This is a genomic window from Paenibacillus silvae (assembly GCF_014639235.1).
Classification (GTDB): domain Bacteria; phylum Bacillota; class Bacilli; order Paenibacillales; family Paenibacillaceae; genus Paenibacillus; species Paenibacillus silvae.
In genome coordinates this window covers 1-23,988 of sequence record NZ_BMFU01000007.1, presented here as the reverse complement: position 1 = coordinate 23,988, position 23,988 = coordinate 1, and the positions used below count along the sequence as shown (strand labels likewise).

Sequence of the window (23,988 nt, the reverse complement as noted above, 5' to 3'; positions counted from 1 at the left end):
TATCAGCAATGAGGAGTGCAGAATGAGTAAAGTGATTGGTAATAAACAACAAAAAGAAATACGTGGCCTAAGTGAACTATTAATGGGGAGAGAGAATTATTTTGATCTCATTAGACTGGTTGCAGCAGTATTTGTTATATTTTCTCATGCCTATCCATTGTCGGGTAGTGGGGTGGAAGAGCCCTTAAGTAACTTATCCAACGGGAAAGTCAACTTCGGTAATTTGGCTGTATTTACATTTTTTGTTATAAGTGGATTGTTGATTACTCAGAGTTATATACATTCCAATAATTTAATTGTTTTTCTTAAATCTAGGATACTAAGAATTTTCCCAGGACTAATAGGAGTAATACTATTTTCTACATTTATCATGGGACCTATTGTTACATCACTTTCATTAGCAGACTACTTAACTAGCGAAGGAATCAGAGAATATCTCAAAGCAGTGTTCTTATTCCCTATGCAATGGAATTTACCAGGGGTATTTGAAACCAATGCTTATAAAGGGACAGTTAATGGTTCTTTGTGGACGATACCATTTGAATTCCTGTGTTATCTCCTTGTTGGCCTTATTGGTTTTTTCGGGCTTCTAAGACATAGATATGTGGTACTTTTAATTTCTTTAATCTTGTATTATTTTTATACATTTGGTGATACGCAATTAGTTAACAGTGGACATTTGTTCGGGTTAGAGATCAAGACTTTGGTTGAATTGTCTGTTTATTTCATGGCTGGTAGCGTGGTGTACTTATTCAAGGATGTTATAGTAATTAGGAAAGAGTTGGCGATGGTCAGTCTTTCTTTAATAGCGGTGTCCCTTTTCAATGGAGGGTTTAAGCCCGTTTTTGTCATTGCAGGAACATATTTGATTCTTTATCTCGCTTATTTGCCTAAATCTAAAGCGACTGTTTTAACTCAGTATGGGGATTTTTCATACGGTTTATATTTGTATGCTTTTCCTATTCAACAAGTGGTAACATATTTATATGGTGGGAAAACTAACATTTGGTTGAATTTTTTGATTTCGCTTCCAATGACATATTTATTAGCGATTGCTTCATGGTATGTAATAGAAAAAAAGGCTTTACGTTTGAAAAAGCGAAGTCTTCTTGGGAAAAGTCAAATATTGTTTATCTCTCGTTTGAATGACAATTGGAACGGTTGGATAACTAAAGTATGCGGTTATCTCTTCCGTATGAATTGGATTAAGTTTGGCGTTTATTTCATAGTTGCTACTGTGATATTTCTTACGTATCAATTACAGCCTAAAACTATTGAGTTTCCATATACAAAGAATCAGAACATTCTTAAAGGTGACTGGCTTCCTCAGAATAATAGTGAGAAGTATCGTTGGGTTGCCAAGAAGGCAGGTATTGTCCTTGACTTACCAATCAAAGGTCGGTTGTTGATTAATGGATTTGTTCCAGACACCTTTACTGAAATAAATTCTATAAAGGTATACTTGAATGATGAGGAGATATATACGACTCCACTTAAGACTGGTGAAGGTTTTTTTCTGGATATACCAGTTGAAAATGGGAAAGCGAGTTCTACAATACAAATCGAGTTTAATGACGTTCATTCTCCTGATTCAACCAGCGAGGATAAGCGTGAAATGAGTGCATTGATTAGTAAAATAGAAGTGAAATATTAGTTCTTCAAGGAGGAGCATTAGAATTGAATTTGAATGAGAAAGGCAACTTTAGACGACAAGAATGGCTATACTTATTGTTGCTTGTTATTCTAGCGTTTTATCCCTTATTAAAAATTGGTTTAATTATTAATGATGACTTGAAAAATGCTTTGAATGCATATAATGAGGATTTCTTGACTTACATGCGGAATTTTTATGAAGCGTGGAAATTCCAGGGCAGAACAAACTTTTTGGCGAGTTTCTTCTACTACATCCCTTTTATGTTTGATAACTTTATATATTTCAAAATAATAACACTTTCATCACTGCTTTTGAATATTTCATTGATGTCGATTTTCGTGGCTAAGTTATTTAAGAATAATATATTTGCGTATATAGCATTTATGTTTATGATTGTATCTTTACAAAACAGTTGGGAGCACAATCCCATAACCAGTTTTCCCGGCTTTTTTACATTTCCATTTGCTTTTCTTTTACTTTCATTTTTGTTATTTATGAAATGGTTAGAAACCAGTTCAAAAAAACATTTGATTTTTACTATGGTAAGTTATGCAGTTGTATTATTTTCATATGAATTGTTTGTATTATATTCTCCAGTTTTTGTATTATTAACTCTTATATTTACACAAAATAAGAAAATAGTAATTAAAAAACTTGTTCCAATTGGGCTCTTGGTTTTGGTTTATTTGATTTTTTATCTCTTGTTTAGAATGATTAATGGGGGGTATTATCAGGGCGCGCAATTGGATAATGATATTAACATAATGAATATTATACGTGTACTCTGGCAGTTCAGCATCTCTTCAATTCCATCATACTACTTATTTGAACATAAGTACCAATATCTGCTTGCGATTTACAATGACACTGTCTATCCAATAGGTAGTTTTAAATATGTTATGAATATAATTGAGGCGCAATGGATTGTAAAGGCGATCATAGCAGTGAGTCTTTACCTATATGTGATAAAAAATAATAATATTAGCATTAGTTTAAGGAAGAGTATTATTATTGTTTTGGTGAGTTTGTGTTACTTCTTTATACCTAATCTACTGCTGGCTGTAACTCCCTTATATCAAGAAGCTGTTGTTGTGAATGGACAGTTGGGGATGCCAGCATCCTACTTCTCTTATTTTGCCCTTATGCTTTCGATTGTTGCAGTTATGGTATTTGTACAAAAATGGGCTACTTCAAAGTGGTCAAAGAGAATAATACACATTTTCTTTTGCATGCTGATTGTATTCTTCAGTGTCTCGACAGATATCACTAATAAATACATTTCTAAATATCAGACGATGTCTACCTATAAGTGGAATGCTGTAGATGAATTAATAAACACAGAATTTCTAAAAAATATTCCAGAGAATTCTGTTTTATACGCACCAACCCTTTGGGATTATATTGGTTCAGTTGGAATACACGACTCCTATTGGACAGATTATTTTACGTACAAACTTAATAAGAAAATAACAGTAGTTAAAGAACTAAGTCCTGAAATTGATCTTGAACAGGTTTATTACTTGAAATATAAGCAGTCTGCTAAAGAACCTAATCAATATATGATTTTTAGTAAAATAACAGAAATAGACTCTAAAAATAATACTTTATTAACAAATAATGTTAATATATTTAACTTTTCGAAATATGATGAATATTTATTAATTGCTAATATGAAAAAGGATAAATCTGCTTTGGACAGTTCAGTTACATTGATGGGAACTGATACTATTAAGACGCAAAATGAAAATGTTAGATTACATGTGACATATAACATGTTTCAAATATTGAATGATCTCAAGTGGTCGAACGTGGAAAGCAACGATGGTTCAATTGATTTGGATTCTATTGTGGTTGTGTACTAATTTAGATTTTAATTTTGGAGGGAAAGTATGAGTAATCCTGTTTTAAACAGCAGATTAATTGATATTCAGGAATTAGGTGACGAGAGAGGAATGTTAGCGGTAATAGAGAGCAATATCAATGTACCGTTTGAGACAAAAAGGATTTTTTATATCTATGGCACAGCGGAAGGAGTTAGAAGAGGATTCCATGCTCATCATAAAACTAGACAAGCATTAGTTTGTGTGTCCGGAAAGTGTACAGTTTTTTTGGATAATATTGAACGCAAAACTGATATTCTATTAGATTCACCTACCAAGCTTTTAATTCTTGAGCCAAATGATTGGCATGAGATGTATGATTTTTCTGCTGATTGTGTACTTTTGGTTCTTGCTTCACATTTATATGACCCTGAAGATTACATTCGCGACTATAATCAATTTAGGGAGGTATACGGCGGATGAGTAGTCATTTTGTGCATCCCCAAGCGATTGTAGAGACTACCGATATTGGAGACGACACTAGGGTATGGGCGTTTGCCCATGTGTTACCAAACGCAAAAATAGGCTCAAACTGTAATATTAACGACCATACATTTATTGAGAATGATGTCGTTATTGGTAATAACGTTACTGTGAAGTCTGGAGTGTACATTTGGGACGGGATTAGAATTGAAGACAATGTTTTTATAGGACCTAATGTTACTTTTACTAATGATCTTAGACCCCGATCTAAACAGTACTCGACTGAATTTCTTAAAACCATTCTTGAAGAATGGGCATCTATAGGCGCAAATTCAACTATAATTGCTGGGAATACAATTGGCAAATATGCTATGGTTGGTGCTGGTTCTGTTGTTACTAAAGATATCCCTAACAATACGCTATGGTATGGGAATCCAGCAGTGTTTAAGAGTTATATCTGTAATTGTGGAGAGAAATTAAATCAATTGTTGGAATGCCCGGAATGTCATAAAAAATATCGTATTGATCGAAGTCTGATTGTTGAGATTTAATACTTCATGGAAATAGGTGACTATAGTGATTCCTTTTTTGGACCTCAAGAAAATAAACTTACGGCATGAGAAGGCTCTTATGGACGGAGTACATAAAGTACTTCATTCAGGCTGGTACATTTTGGGTAGTAGTGTGAAAGCTTTTGAAGATGATTTTGCGGAATATTGTGGAACAGAATATTGTGTAGGCGTGGCTAATGGACTGGATGCGCTTGAACTTATTATTCATGGTTATGATATTGGACCTGGTGATGAAGTAATCGTTCCATCTAATACTTATATTGCTTCGATTTTATCAATTTCTGCTAATGGTGCTGTCCCTGTTTTGGTAGAACCGGATTTACAAACATTTAATCTGGATCCTGCCAAAATAGAAGCACATATCACTCCAAATACGAAAGCGATATTAGTCGTTCATTTATATGGACAAGCCTGTGATATGAATCCAATTCTCGAAATAGCTAATCGATATAATCTGAAAGTTATAGAAGATTGTGCTCAATCTCACGGTGCTTTATATGGAGATAAACGAGTTGGGAATTTGGGAGATGCAGCTGCATTCAGTTTTTATCCAGGTAAAAATTTAGGCGCTTTAGGAGACGGTGGGGCGATCACAACAAATGATGAAGAACTGTATAACCGATTAATGGCCCTCCGTAATTATGGCTCACATAAGAAATATGAGAATATATACAAGGGATACAATAGCAGACTAGACGAACTTCAGGCACCAATATTAAGTGAAAAATTAAAGTGGCTTGATCAGGACAATGAAAAAAGAAGAGAAATAGCTTCGTATTACTCTGACCATATATTAAATTCAGAAGTGATTTTACCTATTGTACAACATACTTCAAAATCTCATGTATGGCATTTGTTTGTCATTAGAGTGCAGAAACGAAATCACTTCATGGAGTACATGAATAAGAACGGTGTGCAGACAATGATTCATTATCCGATCCCACCTCATAAGCAAGAAGCTTACAGAGAGTGGAGTGATCTTGCATTTCCTATTTCTGAGCAAATTCATGCTGAAGTAGTAAGTCTACCTATAAGTCCGGTTATGGAAATGGGAGAGGTTTTGAGAGTTGTGGAGGTTATAAATGAGTACAGAACGAATTAAATTCTCAATAGTGGTGCCCATTTATTACAATGAGTTGAACATTCCACACACCGTGCCACGGTTGCAAAAACTACAAAATCTTTTGCCAGAGTGTGATCTAGAGTTTGTATTTGTTGATGATGGTTCCAAAGATAAATCTTTGGAGTTGCTTCTTGAGGCAAGGAGTCAAGATCAACGTATTAAGGTTGTCAAGCTTAGCCGGAACTTCGGCTCGATGGCTGCAATTCAAGCTGGATTAGCATATGCAACCGGAGATTGTGTTGGAATTATAGCCGCTGACTTACAGGACCCACCTGAAATGTTTAGAGAGATGCTGGACCACTGGAAGATCGACAAAAAGGTTGTACTTGGAACCAGATCGGATCGTGAAGAATCTTTTTCTCAGAAGCTATTCTCTAATACATATTATTACTTGTTAGAGAAAATGGCATTAAAGGGATATCCTAAAGGTGGATTCGATTTTTTACTAATTGATAGGCAGGTTGTTCAGGAAGTGCTTCGAATCCAGGAAAAGAACACGAATATAATGAGTTTGATCTTCTGGCTTGGACATGATCAAGTTCAAATTCCTTATGTCAGACAAGAGCGTAAGCTAGGCGAGTCAAGATGGACACTAGCAAAAAAAATCAAACTATTCATTGACTCGTTTGTCAGTTTTTCTTATGCTCCAATCCGAATTATGTCTTTCATTGGATTCTTCACAGCACTGTTCAGCATACTGTATGGACTTTTTGTTGTATTCAGTACGGTATTCGGAATTATTGAGTTAAAGGGATGGACAACGATTGTAGCTCTTATAACATTTTTGTTGGGAGTTATCATGGTGATGTTGGGGACAATTGGAGAATATCTTTGGAGGATATTAGATGAAAGTAGGGAACGGCCTTCCTATGTTATTGACCAAACATTTGAATAAGGAGTTTTTAAAGTTTCTAATTAGTGGCGGAATAAATACCCTGGCTACTTATCTGATGTATTTATTATTGCTACATTTCTATAATTACTCTATTTCTTACTCCATATCTTATGTCGCAGGAATTTTTCTGTCTTATTATTTAAATTCTGTATTTGTTTTTAAAGAGAAAATATCATTTCGGAAATTCCTTAAATTCCCACTAGTTTATATAGTACAGTATTTAGTCAATATGCTAATGATGTATATTCTAGTAGAGTTTGCTCAAATGCTTGCTCAGATTGTGCCTTTGGTTGCTATGGTAGTTACTGTTCCAATCACTTTTCTCTTATCAAAAATGATTATAAAAAGCAAATAAATGGAGGCGATATTTTCATGAAAGGTATAATTCTTGCCGGGGGTACGGGTTCACGCCTTTTTCCCTTGACCAAAGTCACCAATAAACATCTTCTTCCTGTTGGGAAATATCCTATGATATTTCATTCGGTGCACAAGCTAAAACTGGCATGTATTGAGGATATTCTTATTGTGACAGGTAAAGAACATATGGGAGATGTCGTCAATCTTCTTGGTAGTGGGAAGGATATGGGAGTTACTTTTACTTATAAAGTTCAAGACGAGGCTGGAGGTATTGCTCAGGCTCTAGATCTTGCAAAACATTTTGTAGGGAATGACCAAATGATTGTCATATTAGGGGATAATGTATTTTCGGATGATATTAGTACTTACGTGGATAACTTTAGAGCTCAGGGAACTGGAGCAAAGATTTTAATTCAGGAGGTTTCAGATCCGCAACGTTTCGGTGTTCCTGAAATTGAAGGCGAACGTATAGTATCTATTGAAGAAAAACCGCAAATGCCTAAGAGCAATTATGCAGTGACTGGAATATACATGTTTGATAGCACAGTCTTTGATATCATTAAGACGTTGAAACCCTCTGGACGTGGTGAGCTTGAAATAACGGATGTAAACAATGCATATATTCAAAAAGGAGAACTAAGCTTTGACATTTTGCAAGGTTGGTGGACTGATGCAGGTACACATGCCTCTCTTGCTAGAGCTAATGAGCTTTCGCAAGAAATTCATTTTGGAGAAGAGTTTGGAAAACTAAAAATATAATATAAGGGGAGTTCAATGATGAAAGTGACTTCCTCCAGGCTGAATGGCGCAGTATTGCTTGAACCCATTGTTCATGGGGATAATCGTGGTTTCTTTATGGAAAGTTTCAATGAACAAATCATGTTAAACAAGGGATTAAATTATCAATTCATTCAAGACAATCAGTCTCTTTCTGCACAATCGGGTGTACTACGAGGCTTGCATTATCAACTCAATCCCAGAGCTCAAACCAAATTAATTCGTGTTATCGCTGGAGCGATCTACGATGTTATTTTGGATATACGTAAAGAATCTCCGACGTACGGTCAATGGGAGGCATTTATCCTAAGTGAGTATAATTATAGACAGTTACTAGTGCCTAAAGGGTTTGCTCATGGTTTCTGTACGTTGGTACCCAATACCCAAGTGTTGTATAAAGTGGACGAATACTATTCTCCAGAGCATGATCGTGGAATATTATGGGATGATCCATCACTTGGAATAGATTGGCCTACATCTAACCCCATATTATCAGAGAAAGACACAAAGCACCCACTGTTTAAGGATGCAGAAATGAATTTTTGATAGCAAAGGAACAGGAGGTTTCAACCCCATGAAACTGCTCGTTACCGGCGGTGCCGGATTTATTGGAAGTAATTTCGTTATGTATATGCTTGAGCAATACCCAGATTATGAGATTATTAATGTAGATGCTCTTACCTACGCAGGTAATCTGGAAAACTTGAGATCTCTTGAAGGTAACAATCGCCATATCTTTGTAAAAGCAGATATAACAGATGCAACAGAGATGGATCGCCTGATTAGTCAAGATGTAGATGTAGTTGTCAACTTTGCTGCTGAATCTCATGTGGATCGCAGTATTCTTGAACCGGATGTGTTTGTAAGAACAAATGTTAATGGCACTCAAGTTCTATTGGATGCAGCCAAAAAACATAACATCACTAAATTTGTTCAAGTATCTACAGACGAAGTTTACGGATCACTAGGATCTACGGGTCTGTTTACTGAAGATACTCCTTTACAGCCTAATAGTCCTTATTCTGCTTCTAAAGCTGGAGGAGATTTACTGGTACGGGCTTATCATGAAACATTCGGCTTGCCTGTAAATATTACCCGTTGTTCGAATAACTATGGTCCACTGCAATTTCCAGAGAAACTTATTCCACTTATGATCTCGCGTGCACTGAATGATGAAGTTTTACCAGTCTATGGTGACGGCTTAAACATTCGGGATTGGTTGTATGTAGAAGATCATTGTAGTGCAATTGATCTGGTTATCCATAAGGGACGGAATGGCGAAGTTTACAATATCGGTGGAAATAACGAGCGAACAAACGTACACATTGTACAAACCATTTTGGAACAGTTAGGTAAATCCGAATCTCTGATTCAGTATGTACAGGATCGCCCTGGACATGACAGAAGATACGGTATTGATCCCACTAAAACAATGACGGAGCTTGGTTGGAAGCCGAAACACAACTTCGAGTCTGGCATAAAAGAAACAATTCAGTGGTATTTGGATAACAAAGAATGGTGGACACGGATTCAATCTGGTGCTTATCAAGAGTACTATGAAAAGCAGTACGGGTCTCGTTTAGGAGACACTAAGGCATGAGGGTTTTGGTGACTGGAGCTAGCGGACAACTGGGACGTGATGTGGTGCTTCTCTTGGAAAAAGAGGGGCACGATGTTTTGGGATGTGATCGCGAACGACTGGACATTACTGATTATCTGCAATGCCAGGAAGTCATAGCAACCTACCATCCAGAGATAGTCATTCACTGTGCGGCCTATACCGCAGTTGATGATGCTGAGATAGAGCCAGACAGAGCATATCGGGTCAATACCGTAGGAACGCGTAATGTTACGGTAGCCTCTGAGCAGGTAGGGGCAAAAATTATATATATCAGTACTGATTATGTATTTGACGGCATGTCTGAGATTCCCTATCAGGAATATGACAATACCAATCCACAAAGTATTTATGGAAAATCCAAGCGAGCTGGGGAAGTCTTGGTACAATCATTATCTTCACGTTGGTTTATTGTCCGCACTTCGTGGGTGTATGGCATCTATGGGAATAATTTTGTGAAAACAATGTTGAAACTTGGACAACAGAAACCAAAGTTACAGGTTGTAAACGATCAAAAAGGATCACCAACGTATACTGTAGATTTAGCTAAATTTCTGCTTGAGCTTATAGCCTCTGAAAAATACGGGATATATCATGCTTCGAATCAAGGCGAATGTACATGGTATGAATTCGCTCAGGCTATCTTTGAAGAGTCAAAAGTAGGCATGTATACACAGTTAGAGCCTTGTACAACCGAACAATTTCCACGCCCTGCTCTGCGACCACGTAATTCAGTTATGGATCATACATCGATTCGTACAAATGGTTTTTCCGATTTGAGATTATGGCGCGAGGGGTTAAAAGACTTCCTGAAGGAGATATAAGGTGCACAATAGACGTCTCTTCCAAATCCTATGTTTATTAAGGAATTGGAAGAGATCTATTTTGATGAACAGTTAAATTAATTTGAGAGTGGGGATAGATATTTTTATAATATTCGGTTCTCCTAGGTCGGGAACCACATTACTCTCTACATTGTTAAGTGCCAATAATTATATTCATATACCTGATGAAACGGATTTTATTGTTCCATTGGCTTTTATCTTAAATCGGATAGAAGATGAAGCTATTGGTAAATCTTTAATCTCGAGGATGATTGTATCCTCTAAACGTTTTTCTTGCAGCCTAGGACAATCTTTGTCAGTAAATGAAGTAATCAATATTGTTTGGAAGTCGGATTATAAGTTAGATTCTATTTTGTCTAACTTGTTTAATGCATCTGCTAAGAATAATGGTGCAATGATTGGGGGAGATAAATCTCCTAATGATCTCTTAAATATTAGAGTTCTTGAAGAAACTGGTCTTGGGTCAGAGTCTATTAAGATAATTCATATTGTAAGAGATATAAGAGACGTTATTCTTTCTTTGAAAAACGTCGATTGGGACGTTGACTGGAAAGATAACATCGAAACCTTTTTTCCAAGAATGTGGTGCGATTCCAACCTGTATCTTAATCAGTTGTATAGTAAAAGTGAGCAAAAATATACTCTGATTAAATATGAAGATTTGCTTCATGAACCGCATCATATATTACATCAGTTGACAGACTTTCTAGGGGTTCCTTTTGACGAAAACATGTTAGAGAAATCAACACGAGCTCAAAAATATCTTAATGTATCTCATCATGAGAACGTAAGCAAAGATATTATGAAAACAAGAGCATATGCATGGAAAGAAAATATAACACAGGACATGCTTGATGTTATCGATAAACAAGCTTCAGAAGCTATCAACTTTTTTGGTTATCGTAATTGAAATTGTTTATAGTTGTTATTAACAGCATGCTTAACTAAGAATCTTTACAGCTTGAAATCGGATAAGCCTAAATATGAGAATGTAAGGGTGTAAGGAGATATGAACTTGGAATATACTAGTCAAAATATCGTTTATCACGATAATCGCGTTACTAGGGCTGATAGACATCAATTAAATCAACACAAAAGTTTCGTCCTGTGGTTAACAGGTCTATCAGGATCTGGGAAATCTACGGTAAGTGTGGAGTTAGAGAAAGTCTTACATGATCGTGGTGTACGATCATATGTAATTGACGGCGATAATCTCAGACATGGTCTGAATGCTGACTTGGGATTTAAACCTGAAGATCGTAAAGAGAATATACGTAGAGTCGGTGAAGTCTCCAAGCTTTTTGTTGATGCTGGACTAGTTGTTCTTGCTGCATTCATATCTCCTTATACAGAAGATCGAGAAAATGTTCGCAATTTGTTTGAACCCGGAGAATTTGTGGAGATTTTTGTGAAGTGCCCTGTTGAAGTATGTATAAAACGAGATCCAAAGGGTCTATATGAAAAAGCTATAAGGGGTGAGATTACTAACTTTACAGGAATATCTGCACCATATGAAGAACCTGTCAATCCTGAATTGATATTGGATACCAATAAAAATAGCTTTCATGATTGTATCAATATTGTTGTTGATTATCTTTTGATCAAAAACCTGATTTAATTCAGATATCTCCTCGTCCGAAATGGAAAGCGGACTTAGTTCGTTGACCCATAATGTGCTATACTCCCAGTAGATGAGTACTTTTAGGCGATTTCTACATTTAGAAACAATAGTCGGGAGTTTTTAGCAATGAGCAGATTCAAAGAGGGCCCTATTTTACATGATAAAAACATAGAAAAGGTCGACATTACTGATATAACTATTATCATCGTTAACTACAATACACGCCAACTGACCTTGGATTGCCTTGCGTCAGTTTATGCGTCTCAGACTTCCTACCAATCTGAGATTATTGTCGTAGACAATGCTTCAAGGGACGATTCAGTTCAAGCCATTCAGAGTACGTATCCAGATGTTCGGATGATTGCTAACTCAAGCAATACCGGCTTTGCTGTAGCTAACAATCAAGGAATGGATATAGCCAGCGGACGCTACATTTTGCTCCTCAATTCTGATACCGTTATCCAGCCAGATACGTTGCAAACCATGATCTCCTTCATGGATCGTCATCCGGAAATGGGCGCATCGGGTTGCAAAGTTATTCTTCCCGATGGCTCATTGGATAAGGCATGCAAAAGGGGGTTTCCTACACCATCTGCATCATTCTATTATGCGTTTGGTTTGTCTCGTCTTTTTCCGGATCGTCCGAAGTTTAACCAGTACCAGCTCGGACATCTAAGTCCGGATGATGAGTATCCGGTAGACTGTCTTGTCGGTGCGTTCATGCTCGTGCGGCGCGAAGCCATCGATCAAGTGGGGGGATTGGATGAAACCTTCTTCATGTACGGTGAGGATATAGACTGGTGTTATCGCATCAAAGAGGCCAGATGGGGCATTTATTATTATCCGCGTACATATATTGTGCATTATAAGGGCGGAAGTGCCCGGCGTAAACCTTTGAAAATTACATATGAGTTTCATAGAGCCATGTGGGTGTTTCACCGCAAACACTACGCAAAGAAATATAATCCATTGATGAATGCAGCTGTGTGGATGGGCATTGCGTTAAAATTCATGTTATCCCTCCTGCGTAGCTGGGTATCTCTTCCTTCTCGTTCGAAGAGAACTACAGCGTCGATGAGAGCAAAAAATGAAGTATCTTCCGAGGTGAAATCATGATTCGACGTAATCAACGGTTTTTAACTCAATTGTATATCGCGTCTGATTTTGCTGTTATTCAGCTTTCCTTTCTGCTGGCATGGTGGTTGAAATTCGAAAGTGATCTTTTGACGAATCAGAACCCGCTGCCGATCGAAAAATATATGATGTGGAGCCTCGTATATGCGGTGCTTGCTATATTGGCAGGTCTGTTATCGTCACTTTATGTACCTAAACGCAAAAAACGCTTTGTCGATGAACTTTGGAAAATTGTCCAATCGCATGGTGTGGCATTCTTCATGCTGCTGAGCCTGATGTTTTTTTTCAAAGAAATCAATATCTCGCGTGCATACCTGGCTATGTATATGATCGGCAATGTGTCCTTCACATTGATGTATCGTTATACGGTGAAATTACAATTAAAAAGATTGCGAAAAAAAGGATTCAACCGTCAATTCGTGCTTATTCTAGGGGCAGGTTCGCTTGGCAAGCGTTTCTATGATAAACTCAAAAATTATCCTGAACTGGGTTATGAAGTAACGGGATTTCTGGATGATTACCGCCATTGGGATCAGTTGGAACAAAAGAGATACAGTCCTATTCTAGGACGTATTGATGAACTGGAAGAATTTCTGTCTATGCATTTTGTAGATGAGGTTATTCTGGCTTTGCCTTTAGATGCACATGATAAATACTCGCATATTATCAATGTGTGTGAAAAGGCAGGAGTACGCACACTGATAATTCCAGATTTCTTCGATTATTTGCCAGCACGACCTCACTTTGATAATTTTGCAGGCATGCCGATGATTAACGTGCGCGACATTCCACTGGACATTGCCGTGAATCGTCTCATGAAACGAGTCTTTGATATTGTATTTTCACTCGCAGCGATCATCGTTACATCTCCAATTATGCTCATTGTGGCGTTAGGTGTGCGTTTGACCTCACCGGGGCCGATTATTTTCAAACAGGAGCGTGTTGGACTTAACAGACGCAATTTTATGATGTATAAGTTCCGTTCCATGAAAGTAATGCCTGAGGGTGTTGAAGACACAGGATGGTCGACTCAAAATGACCCGCGTCGGACCGCATTTGGAACGTTTATTAGACGAACAAGTCTGGATGAGTTGCCTCAATTTTTCAATGTATTGTTAGGCCATATGAGTGTAGTTGGGCCAAGGCCGGAACGACCATACTATGTCAATCAGTTTCGGGATGAAATACCGAAGTATATGATTAAACATCACGTTCGTCCAGGTATTACGGGGTTAGCTCAGAGTAAAGGGCTACGTGGAGATACCTCCATTGAAGATCGAATTGAACAGGATATTTTTTATATTGAAAATTGGTCTTTATTATTTGATATTAAAATTATATGGGAAACCATTCGCAATGGATTGAAGAATGCACATTGATTGGATTTTCTCTTCTATATCTCGCAACCTCTAATAACCGCCTCAGAGCGGTTTTTTGTTTTGTTCTGATCCAATTCGGGTAGTTAGTTACCAAAATGAGAATGCAATGTGACACATAAGGATGTGAACATCATATGAAACGAATCGCTGCTGTTTTGACATTGCTGCTTGTTACGGTAGGAACGTTATTCCTGGCGCATGACAGCCAGAGTGAGGAAGGACGCGACGGCTTTGCCAACTATCGTTTGATTGCCCATGCGATGGGAAGCATTCGGGAACAGCCGTATACCAATGCATATGAAGCGATGATTGCCAATTACGAGAAAGGCACGAGAGTATTCGAGATTGATTTTATGCTGACCTCTGATCGTGTGGCTGTAGCCAGGCATGAGTGGACCGCCAATATGAGCAAAATGCTGGGACAGGATGAAGAATTGCCTGAACAGAAGCAGGCCGGAGCACTTACTCATGATGAATTTATGAACACACCCATTCTGGGCATGTACCAGCCTATGGATGCAGATGGCATTATGAACGTGTTGTCCAGGTACCCCGACATGTATATCGTCACCGACACCAAGGAGCAAAAGGACGAAGATATACAGCAGGTGCTTCAATCGCTGGTTGATGCAGGGAAGAAACATGATCCGTCTGCTTTAAGCCGAGTCGTGGTGCAGATTTATAATGAACCGATGCTAGAGAAGGTCAAGGAGGTCTATCCATTCCCTTCCATCATATACACGCTGTATGCCACACAGGATACAGAGGATCAGGTCGTGCAGTTTGTGCAAAATAATGATATTGATGCCGTAACGATGCCCGAGTATAAAGTGAATCAGAACTTCGTGGCCCGGCTGAAGAAGGCGGGAGCCGTCACCTACGTGCATACGATCAACGATACCAAACAGGTTGCGAATTATGAGAAATGGGGAGTGTACGGGGTATATTCAGATGTACTCACCGAGCAGGAAATGGAAGAGTTGAACACCAGATTTGCCTGGAACCCTTAAACACGGTAGGGCAAAGATAAAGAAAAGCTGGGCAGATATAAGGAGAATAGAAAAGCTTAATATTCAGGACACAGACTTTTTTGAGGTTAAAAACAGGGAAAAGTCTGTGTTTTTCTGTTCGCCTTTTTATACGAACATTGACACCTGCTGCCTGCTGACTTAGACTTAGTTTACAAGCTTTTAAGGATGCAGAAGAACCTCTGGAGGAATGTTCGTTGATAGACATGATTAAGCAGTGGAGACACGTATTTAAGCTCGACCCGGACCGGGAAATTACGGACGATGCACTCGATCAGGTATGCATGTCAGGGACCGATGCGATTATCATCGGCGGCTCATCAGGAATTACGTATGATAATACCGTCGATTTGATGTCCCGGGTTCGCCGTTACGAGCTGCCCTGTATGCTGGAAGTATCCGATCTGGAGGCGGTTGTGCCCGGGTTTGACGGGTATTTGATTCCGATGGTGCTCAACACAACGGACAGCCAGTGGATCATTGGACAACACCAGCGGGCAATTGAACGTTACGGCTATTTGATTCCGTGGGATATGCTGATTGCCGAAGGGTATATTGTGCTTCATGCGGACTCTACGGTGGCGAGGTTAACCGGAGCAGATACGGAACTGACTACAGAGGCTGCGACGGCCTATGCTCAGGCTGGAGAACGGCTGCTGAATCTGCCCATTATATATATGGAGTACAGCGGAACATTTGGTGATATGGAACTGGTCAGCGAGACACATAGACAGCTGGAGCGTGCACACCTGATTTATGGCGGTGGAATTGATACAGCCGAGAAAGCAGGACAAGCGGCTCAAGCTGCTGATACCGTTGTTGTTGGCAATATCGTGTACAGCAATTTAAGTCAGGCATTGGAGACGGTACAAGCCGTGAAAGGCAGCGCCTGAACGGTTTAGTTTACCAAACCCCCACAATCCTCTTTGAATCTGTTAAAATAGAACTTTGCCCTTATAACGAGGTAATATCGCACTCGGGATTTTAAACCTTTTACCACAATTGTATTTACGATTTATGGTTTATGTACAATTGCAGAGCTCAGAAGTAATGCAACAATGGAGTTTTATTATAAAACTGAAAAGCTACTACAGTTTTCTTGTTGTTTCTAACTACATCCAAAGTCTAAGGAAACTATGTTTACACGCGAACGGAGAGTGCAGAAGAATCTGAAAAAACGAAGTTTTCGCCTTTATTCCTGAGTTTTTATCACTATATAAGTTGAACCATTCATTTACACGTGAACGGAGAGGACAGAAAAAACCTGGAAAAGCGAAGCGATCGCCTTTATCACCGGATTTTCCCCTTGCAAAATGGAATTAAAAAAATCTGGGGATAACAGCGATTGGAAGGTTGTTCTGTCATCGGAGTGTCCGGGTAAACCTACTTTAGTTCAAATTGTATAGATCTTATATTCAAAAATTCGGGAATAACTGCGACCGGAAGATGCTACTGCACTCGGAGTGACAAGTGTAACCCCATGCCCCCTTATACTGATCAACCAACGAAAGGAGCATGCATGCATGCAACCTGTAAATATACATGACGCCATCGCGCGGCTGAATACGCCTCAACGCCAAGCTGTGGAGGCAACCGATGGGCCATTGCTGATTATGGCCGGTGCCGGCTCGGGCAAAACCCGGGTGCTGACACACCGGATCGCCTATCTCATCGCAACACGGAAAGCACCCCCGTGGGGCATTTTGGCGATTACGTTTACGAACAAAGCGGCCCGGGAGATGCAGGATCGGGTTTCCCAACTGGTAGGCGGCTCACAGGGCCGTGACATCTGGGTATCCACATTTCACTCCATGTGTGTGCGCATTCTGCGCCGAGACATTGAACGCATCGGTTTTACATCCAACTTCAGCATTCTGGACTCATCCGACCAGCTATCCGTCATTCGCAGCTGTATGAAGGATCAGAATATTGATACGAAGAAGTTTGAACCGAAAGCCGTACAGGCAATGATGAGCACAGCCAAAAACGAACTGATTAGCCCTGAGCAATATGAGAAGCAGGCTGGCGACTATTTCGAAGGCATTGTAGCGAAGGTGTATACGATGTACCAGAAGCGGTTAAGAGCCAACAACTCGCTCGACTTTGACGACCTGATTATGGCGACGATTCAACTGTTCAAGGAAGTGCCGGAAGTGCTTGATTTTTACCAAAAGAAATTCCAGTACATTCATGTCGACGAGTATCAGGATACGAACCGTGCACAGTACATGCTATGCCGCATGCTGGCTGACAGTCATCATCGTATCTGTGTCGTAGGGGATAGTGACCAGTCGATCTATCGCTGGCGTGGAGCGGACATCTCCAACATCCTTAACTTTGAAAAAGACTACCCTGAAGCACAAACGATTATGCTGGAGCAAAATTATCGTTCCACTTCCAATATCCTGAATGCGGCGAATGAAGTGATTGGCCTGAATACGGGCCGTAAGCCGAAGAAGCTGTGGACGGACAAAGAAGGCGGCTCGAAGATCAAAGTATACCGCGCGGATTCCGAGCATGATGAAGGGTATTTTGTCACTTCGGAGATTAGTAAAAATGTGAAAAACGGCAAATCCTATCAGCATCACGCGATTTTGTATCGTACGAATGCACAGTCCCGGGTGATCGAGGAAATTCTGATCAAGTCAGACATTCCATATCAGATTGTCGGCGGCATCAAGTTCTATGATCGGAAAGAGATCAAGGACATTCTCGCTTACTTGCGTCTGTTGTCCAACCCGGATGATGATATAAGCTTAACCCGAATCATTAATGTGCCTAAGCGCAGTATCGGGGATACAACCGTAGCGAAGCTGGCAGCGGCAGCGGGAGAGCGTGGAGTTTCCATTTTCCGCGTATTACAGGTGGTGGACGATCTTGGTTTTGCGGGTCGCACACGTAATGCGTTGGTAGAATTCTATGATATGATCGCGGCACTTCACCAGATGGTCGAATACCTCTCGGTGACGGAGCTGACGGAGAAGATTCTCGAGATGAGCCAGTATCGTGACGAGATGCAGAAGGAAAATACCATTGAATCTCGCGCAAGGCTGGAGAATATTGAAGAGTTTCTGTCGGTAACGATGGAATTTGAGAAAAATAATGAAGACAAAACGCTCGTTTCGTTCCTCACCGATCTGGCACTCATTGCAGACATCGACAGCATGAACGATGATGAAGAGGATCAGAGCGATGCGGTCACATTGATGACCATGCACAGTGCGAAAGGTCTGGAGTTCCCGGTTGTCTTCATCATTGGTATGGAGGAAGGGGTTTTCCCGCACAGCCGGGCCTTTATGGATAACGAAGAGCTGGAGGAAGAGCGTCGTCTGGCTTATGTCGGTATTACACGTGCAGAAGAGCAGCTGTTCCTGTCCTGTGCGCAGATGCGTACCTTGTTTGGACGTACAACGGCCAATCCGCCCTCTCGTTTCCTCGATGAAATTCCGGATGAGCTGAAGGAAGATACGTCTATCGCACGTGATCGGTATCGCCGTGGCTCCAGCACAGGTGGTGGATCGTATGGTGGACGTGGTCTGGGCTCTAGCGGCGGAAGCAACTTCGGTGGCAGGGCAGCAAGTGCTACCAAATTGTTTGAACAGCAAAGCCGCAGCGGGTCATCTGCAATGGCATCCTCTGGACCGACGTCACGGGTAACAACAAGCACCTCGCGTCCAGCAACTGCAGCACCAACGTCAGCTTCGAAATCTGTCTCGTCCGATAGTGCGGCAGGTTTCAAAGCAGGAGACAAAGTGCAGCACGGCAAATGGGGAACGGGTACCATCGTAGCGGTCAAAGGCAGCGGTAACGACACCGAGCTGCAGATTGCCTTCCCGGCTCCAGTGGGCGTGAAACGTCTGCTCGCCGGATTCGCCCCGATTACCAAAGTGGAATAAGAATAAAACGGCCTATTGTATCTTATCGAACTGCCAGGAAATTGATACTTCCATGTTCGTTTGAGCAGTAGGCATGTTCGTTCAATATAAGTTGAACTAAAGATTTTACACAACCCACTTCGATGACAGAATAACCTTCCAATCGCTGTTATCCCCAGATTTTTTGGATTCCACTATCCAAAGGTAAAAACCCGGTGAACAGCGTATGCTTCCGATGCAGCTTTCTTGCAGAAAGCTTTCAGGCGATCGCTCTGCTTTTTCAGGTTTTTTCTGTCCTCTTCGTTAATGTGTAAAGAAATAGTTCAACTTATATACATATATTAAATTTACGGAGGGATGGCCCGATATGGACCCGATGCACCGGATGGAGCAACTCGTTACCGAGCTGAACCAGCATAATTATCAGTACTATACAATGGATCAGCCGCAGATCAGTGATAAGGAGTATGACCTGCTGTATGATGAACTGGTTGCACTGGAGCAGGAGAGCGGCATCGTACTGCCCGATTCTCCTACACAACGTGTAGGGGGCGAACTGCTGAAAGGATTCACCCCGCATCGTCATTTATCCCCATTGTGGAGTCTGGACAAAGCACAGAACATTGAGCAGCTGCGCAGCTGGAATACACGTGTCCTGAAGCTGGTCAATGACTACAATAGCAAAAACCCGGAGAATCCCCTGCCGGACCCGGGCTATGTCATCGAGTTGAAATTTGATGGACTCACCTTGAACCTGACATATACCAATGGTGAACTGGTGCAAGCTTCTACGCGCGGTAACGGGACGGTGGGCGAAGGGATTTTGGCTCAGGTCAAAACGATCAAGTCTGTTCCGCTCAAAATTCCGTATACGGACGGCACCATTGAAGTGCAGGGCGAGGGCATCATGAACCTTTCTGTTCTGAATCGATACAATGAAACGGCTGCCGAGCCGCTCAAAAATGCACGGAATGCAGCGGCAGGTGCGCTGCGCAACCTGAATCCGAAAACGACGGCTGAGCGTCGATTAAATGCCTATTTTTATAACATCGGATATTCGGATAATGTAAAGTTCGCCACACACGAGGAAATGATGGATTTCCTGCGGCATAACCGCTTCAAAGTGAATCCATCGATTACCTACTTCCATGAGTTTGACGATGTGATGGAGCAGCTCGCAGCGATTCAGGAAAACCGTGGACAGCTGGATTACCTGATTGATGGAGCTGTAATCAAGCTGACAGATATGCGGACACGTGAAGTGTTGGGTTATACGGACAAGTTCCCTCGCTGGGCAGTAGCCTACAAGTTCGAAGCGGAAGAGACAACAACCGTGCTGAAAGAAGTGGTGTGGAATGTTGGACGAACCGGCAAAGTGACTCCACTGGCGCGAGTAGAGCCTGTCGAGCTTGCGGGAGTGACTGTACAAAACTGTACGCTGAACAATGTTGGCGATATTGAACGTAAAAATCTGAAGTATGCGCTCGGTTCACGTGTTTTTATTCGTCGTTCCAACGATGTTATCCCTGAAATTCTCGGCAAAGTGACTGAAGAAAATGACGGCGAAGAGATCATCTACCCTGAACAGTGTCCTGCGTGTGGCTTCCCTCTGGAGCAGCGCGGAGCGCATTTGTTCTGTAACAACAAGCTTGCCTGCAAACCACAGACCGTAGCTCGTATTTCCCATTTTGCTTCACGGGATGCGATGGATATTGAGACGTTTAGCGAGAAAACAGCCATTCAGCTTTATGATGAATTAAACGTGCGCGAGCCGGCTGACCTGTATACATTGCAGTTTAATGATCTGGTGAAGCTGGAGCGATTTGGCGAAAAGAAAGCAAATAACCTTCTTGCTGCGCTTGAGCAAAGTAAAGATCGGGACCTGGCTTCGTTCCTCTATTCCTTGGGAATTCCGAACACAGGAAAATCGACCACACGCATGCTCGCCGATCACTATCGTGATTTGCACGCAATCATGAACGCCACCGTAGAGGAATTGGTCGAGCTGCCAGACGTGGGTGGAATTGTAGCAGAGAGTATTGTTAATTTCTTCGCTGATCCGTTCACTCAAGCGGCAATTGAGAAGATGCTGAATCTGGGCGTGAAAGCACAAGCACCGGAAGCGCCGGCAGTTGTGGCGGAGGATTCCTTCTTTAGTGGCAAAACGGTCGTACTCACAGGAACGCTGCATCAGCTGACGCGTGAAGAGGCAACACAGAAACTTGAAGCGCTTGGTGCGAAGGTTACAGGCAGTGTATCTAAAAAGACAGACCTCGTCATTGCCGGAGAGAAGGCAGGCAGCAAATTAACGAAAGCTCATGATCTTGGCATTCCGACCATCGAGGATGAGGATGAACTGGTACGTTTGTTGAATTCGTAACAGATGAAGCAGACGAAACTTATTTGCTTTTGTATAGGAGATAATGAATCGTAAGGGATGACTAGAAGGAAGCCCCCAGGACCACGGATATGACGTGTGTCTGGAGGCTTCTTTTTTTGAGTAGCAATGGTGGGGTGTAAAAACTCGCTTCGCCAATCCACTTTTTTATGATCCACTTGTATTCGGATAAAGCTGAGAAGCCCCGGGTAACCAGGCATCCTTGTCGTATCCCCGTTCTTCCCAATAGCCAATATGCTCACTGTCGATAATCTCGATGCGGTTTAGCCACTTGACCGATTTGTAGGCGTACATCTGTGGAATGATCAGGCGTACGGGGCCACCAAGGTCAGCAGGAATAGGCTTGCCGTCATGCATGACAGCGACCATAATATCATCCATCTCTGCCTGCTCCATCGTGATGGCATCTGTATACACGCCATCACCTGAATAAAACTTGACGCTGTGCGCTCCTGGTTTTACACCGGCTTTCTCCAGAAAATGCTTCAGCGGGATGCCTTCCCACGTATTTTTATACACGGACCAGCCCGTTACACAGTGAAAGTCGCTGATCTGTACAGTCCGTGCAAGCTTGACGAACTGCTCCCAATTCCAGATTTGTGCACGCTCCACCAGTCCATCTATTCGAAATGACCAGTTGGCATTGGAGAAGGAAGGAATAGGGGTAACCGTGTATACGCGAAAATGCCCTTCAGCTCCGCCACCAATCGGGGGAGAAGATGCGGATGATGGCTGCGGCAGCGGAATCATCTGATTGGGATCGTTCTCCAGCATGCTGTCTATGCTGTTATCGAACTTGAGATTTTTGCCGATCCACGATACGAAGGTTGGTCCAAGTGTAACCGCGAGTCCTACGCCAACGGCAGAGCGGATAAAAGCGCGACGGGTGTACACGGGCTGCGGCTTTTCCAGCTTTGATGCGGAGGTTCTGCTGGAATCGCTCTCTGCACGTGCAGAAGATATCGCTGCTGGTGTGTTCCGTGTATCTGGCTTATCCGTTACAGGGAAGGAATTAGCCGCATGTTGTACACCTGGACTGTGTGCTGAAGATTCGTTGGTCTGGATCGTGCGTCGTGCAGGGTCCTTTAACCATCGTGTGCGTGTAATGGAGTGATAGATGATATAAGGTAAACCCACCCAAGTGAGCAGATCATGTATGAGAAGCGCGGCGTTTGACCAGCTTGGCCCAGCGAGCTTGAACTGCCACAAGACAAGACCTGAAAGTAACCAGCCGATCAGAAGGGCCAGCACGATGAGTGTATTTGCCTTTTGCCATGGCTTATTGCGAAGCTGCTTCCAGTGCTTGCTGGCAAGAAATAAGTAATACACTACAGGGACAAGCATAGCGAGACCAACAGCGATATGCAGCCATTTTAACCATACACGACCAATGCCCAGCGTTTCACGCCAGAAGCCTCCAATCAACATGAGACCGGAAACGGCGAGAATAACAACAATCCACGCATTCCAGGCATGAATGGAGACCAGCTTTTTACCATAACCCTTGCGGATTGTTTTTAACCATTGCTTCATATGTATTCACCTCGCGTTATGGATTTGGGGGAATTCGCAGGCCAACACCTTAAACGAAATAGATGTACAATGACAGTTGTTTAGTAAAGAGAGACATATATGAAGGGATAAGTTGAAAAAAGCTGTATGCTGAGTAAAGGGGCATATTTGGGTATAAAAGCTCAGCGCACTTCCTCTAATTTAAGATACCTTATTATAAAGTTTTTGGATCACTTCCATCAAATAAATATGAAGGATACTGCTGATATCAATGAATATGATAAAAATTGAATAAAGTGCTTGCTAAAAGATTGTCAGCATGATATATTATTTCTTGTCGCTTCAAACAGATGAAAGTCGAATTGCTTTGAAGATTGATGAAAAATAATGTTGACAGAAGAAGAGTTAACATGATAAGATAAAATTCCTGTCTGGTTGGCAAAAGTCAACAGAAGGTAGGGTGAACAAGTTCCTTGAAAACTGAACAAATGGATAGTAACAATGTTTTAAATGAATCGTCAGATTCAAAATGAGCTTATCGCTCTTTTCAATACCCTGATGAGTTTCACAGCGCTTAACCACGCTGACGAAATTCATCTTTATTGGAGAGTTTGATCCTGGCTCAGGACGAACGCTGGCGGCATGCCTAATACATGCAAGTCGAGCGGAGTGGATAGGAAGCTTGCTTTCTTGATACTTAGCGGCGGACGGGTGAGTAACACGTAGGCAACCTGCCCTCAAGCTTGGGACAACTACCGGAAACGGTAGCTAATACCGAATACTTGTTTTCTTTGCCTGAAGGGAACTGGAAAGACGGAGCAATCTGTCACTTGAGGATGGGCCTGCGGCGCATTAGCTAGTTGGTGAGGTAACGGCTCACCAAGGCGACGATGCGTA

Annotated in this window: 20 protein-coding genes and 1 rRNA gene; 20 read left to right on the top strand and 1 reads right to left on the bottom strand. The window is 41.4% G+C overall.

Annotated features, from left to right (window positions below):
* Positions 1 to 22 precede the first annotated feature (22 nt).
* From IEW26_RS20875 to ligA, 19 genes are all read left to right on the top strand, one after another.
* Positions 23 to 1,654, top strand: coding sequence for an acyltransferase family protein (locus IEW26_RS20875; protein WP_188593739.1), 1,632 nt, complete (start codon positions 23 to 25; stop codon positions 1,652 to 1,654).
* 23 nt (positions 1,655 to 1,677) lie between these two features.
* Positions 1,678 to 3,516 (top strand): hypothetical protein, encoded by a 1,839-nt coding sequence (locus IEW26_RS20870; protein WP_188593738.1) that lies wholly within the window; start codon positions 1,678 to 1,680, stop codon positions 3,514 to 3,516.
* A gap of 27 nt (positions 3,517 to 3,543) precedes the next feature.
* On the top strand, positions 3,544 to 3,957 hold the full coding sequence (locus tag IEW26_RS20865) for a sugar 3,4-ketoisomerase (RefSeq protein WP_188593737.1): 414 nt from the start codon (positions 3,544 to 3,546) through the stop codon (positions 3,955 to 3,957).
* On the top strand, positions 3,954 to 4,508 hold the full coding sequence (locus IEW26_RS20860) for an acyltransferase (RefSeq protein WP_188593736.1): 555 nt from the start codon (positions 3,954 to 3,956) through the stop codon (positions 4,506 to 4,508). Before IEW26_RS20865 ends, IEW26_RS20860 begins: the two co-directional genes overlap by 4 nt.
* Positions 4,509 to 4,587: 79 nt before the next feature.
* Positions 4,588 to 5,631 carry a DegT/DnrJ/EryC1/StrS family aminotransferase gene (locus IEW26_RS20855; protein WP_308423548.1) on the top strand — a complete coding sequence of 348 codons (1,044 nt, stop codon included), beginning with the start codon at positions 4,588 to 4,590 and terminating at the stop codon, positions 5,629 to 5,631.
* Positions 5,612 to 6,547 carry a glycosyltransferase family 2 protein gene (locus IEW26_RS20850; protein ID WP_188593735.1) on the top strand — a complete coding sequence of 312 codons (936 nt, stop codon included), beginning with the start codon at positions 5,612 to 5,614 and terminating at the stop codon, positions 6,545 to 6,547. Before IEW26_RS20855 ends, IEW26_RS20850 begins: the two co-directional genes overlap by 20 nt.
* Positions 6,498 to 6,902 carry a GtrA family protein gene (locus IEW26_RS20845; RefSeq protein ID WP_229729962.1) on the top strand — a complete coding sequence of 135 codons (405 nt, stop codon included), beginning with the start codon at positions 6,498 to 6,500 and terminating at the stop codon, positions 6,900 to 6,902. The genes IEW26_RS20850 and IEW26_RS20845 overlap by 50 nt, the downstream gene beginning before the upstream one ends.
* 17 nt (positions 6,903 to 6,919) lie before the next feature.
* On the top strand, positions 6,920 to 7,663 hold the full coding sequence (locus IEW26_RS20840) for a sugar phosphate nucleotidyltransferase (RefSeq protein ID WP_188593734.1): 744 nt from the start codon (positions 6,920 to 6,922) through the stop codon (positions 7,661 to 7,663).
* 18 nt (positions 7,664 to 7,681) lie between these two features.
* Positions 7,682 to 8,227 carry a dTDP-4-dehydrorhamnose 3,5-epimerase gene (rfbC, locus tag IEW26_RS20835; RefSeq protein WP_188593880.1) on the top strand — a complete coding sequence of 182 codons (546 nt, stop codon included), beginning with the start codon at positions 7,682 to 7,684 and terminating at the stop codon, positions 8,225 to 8,227.
* A gap of 28 nt (positions 8,228 to 8,255) precedes the next feature.
* Positions 8,256 to 9,281 carry a dTDP-glucose 4,6-dehydratase gene (rfbB, locus tag IEW26_RS20830; RefSeq protein ID WP_188593733.1) on the top strand — a complete coding sequence of 342 codons (1,026 nt, stop codon included), beginning with the start codon at positions 8,256 to 8,258 and terminating at the stop codon, positions 9,279 to 9,281.
* On the top strand, positions 9,278 to 10,123 hold the full coding sequence (gene rfbD, locus IEW26_RS20825) for a dTDP-4-dehydrorhamnose reductase (protein WP_188593732.1): 846 nt from the start codon (positions 9,278 to 9,280) through the stop codon (positions 10,121 to 10,123). The genes rfbB and rfbD overlap by 4 nt, the downstream gene beginning before the upstream one ends.
* Positions 10,124 to 10,211: 88 nt before the next feature.
* Positions 10,212 to 11,054 carry a sulfotransferase family protein gene (locus IEW26_RS20820; protein ID WP_188593731.1) on the top strand — a complete coding sequence of 281 codons (843 nt, stop codon included), beginning with the start codon at positions 10,212 to 10,214 and terminating at the stop codon, positions 11,052 to 11,054.
* Positions 11,055 to 11,159: 105 nt separating this feature from the next.
* On the top strand, positions 11,160 to 11,762 hold the full coding sequence (cysC, locus tag IEW26_RS20815; RefSeq protein ID WP_229729961.1) for an adenylyl-sulfate kinase: 603 nt from the start codon (positions 11,160 to 11,162) through the stop codon (positions 11,760 to 11,762).
* Positions 11,763 to 11,891: 129 nt separating this feature from the next.
* The gene (locus IEW26_RS20810) at positions 11,892 to 12,881 is read left to right on the top strand and encodes a glycosyltransferase family 2 protein (RefSeq protein WP_188593729.1); all 990 of its coding nucleotides are present in this window, start codon (positions 11,892 to 11,894) and stop codon (positions 12,879 to 12,881) included.
* Complete coding sequence (locus IEW26_RS20805) at positions 12,878 to 14,278, top strand: undecaprenyl-phosphate glucose phosphotransferase (protein WP_188593728.1); 1,401 nt, start codon at positions 12,878 to 12,880, stop codon at positions 14,276 to 14,278. The genes IEW26_RS20810 and IEW26_RS20805 overlap by 4 nt, the downstream gene beginning before the upstream one ends.
* 134 nt (positions 14,279 to 14,412) lie before the next feature.
* Positions 14,413 to 15,288: a phosphatidylinositol-specific phospholipase C/glycerophosphodiester phosphodiesterase family protein gene (locus IEW26_RS20800; RefSeq protein WP_188593727.1), complete on the top strand. Its 876-nt coding sequence runs from the start codon at positions 14,413 to 14,415 to the stop codon at positions 15,286 to 15,288.
* 215 nt (positions 15,289 to 15,503) lie between these two features.
* The gene (gene pcrB, locus IEW26_RS20795) at positions 15,504 to 16,199 is read left to right on the top strand and encodes a heptaprenylglyceryl phosphate synthase (RefSeq protein WP_188593726.1); all 696 of its coding nucleotides are present in this window, start codon (positions 15,504 to 15,506) and stop codon (positions 16,197 to 16,199) included.
* A 630-nt stretch (positions 16,200 to 16,829) separates the two neighbouring features.
* Positions 16,830 to 19,202: a DNA helicase PcrA gene (gene pcrA / locus IEW26_RS20790; protein ID WP_188593725.1), complete on the top strand. Its 2,373-nt coding sequence runs from the start codon at positions 16,830 to 16,832 to the stop codon at positions 19,200 to 19,202.
* Between the two features lie 346 nt (positions 19,203 to 19,548).
* On the top strand, positions 19,549 to 21,561 hold the full coding sequence (gene ligA, locus IEW26_RS20785; RefSeq protein ID WP_188593724.1) for an NAD-dependent DNA ligase LigA: 2,013 nt from the start codon (positions 19,549 to 19,551) through the stop codon (positions 21,559 to 21,561).
* A gap of 165 nt (positions 21,562 to 21,726) precedes the next feature.
* On the opposite strand, the gene IEW26_RS20780 is transcribed toward ligA, so the two are convergent.
* Positions 21,727 to 23,112, bottom strand: a complete 1,386-nt coding sequence (locus IEW26_RS20780) for a molybdopterin-dependent oxidoreductase (protein ID WP_188593723.1) — start codon at positions 23,110 to 23,112, stop codon at positions 21,727 to 21,729.
* 578 nt (positions 23,113 to 23,690) lie between these two features.
* On the opposite strand from IEW26_RS20780, the gene IEW26_RS20775 reads away from it, so the two are divergent.
* Positions 23,691 to 23,988: ribosomal RNA gene (locus tag IEW26_RS20775) — 16S ribosomal RNA — on the top strand; the annotation flags it as partial.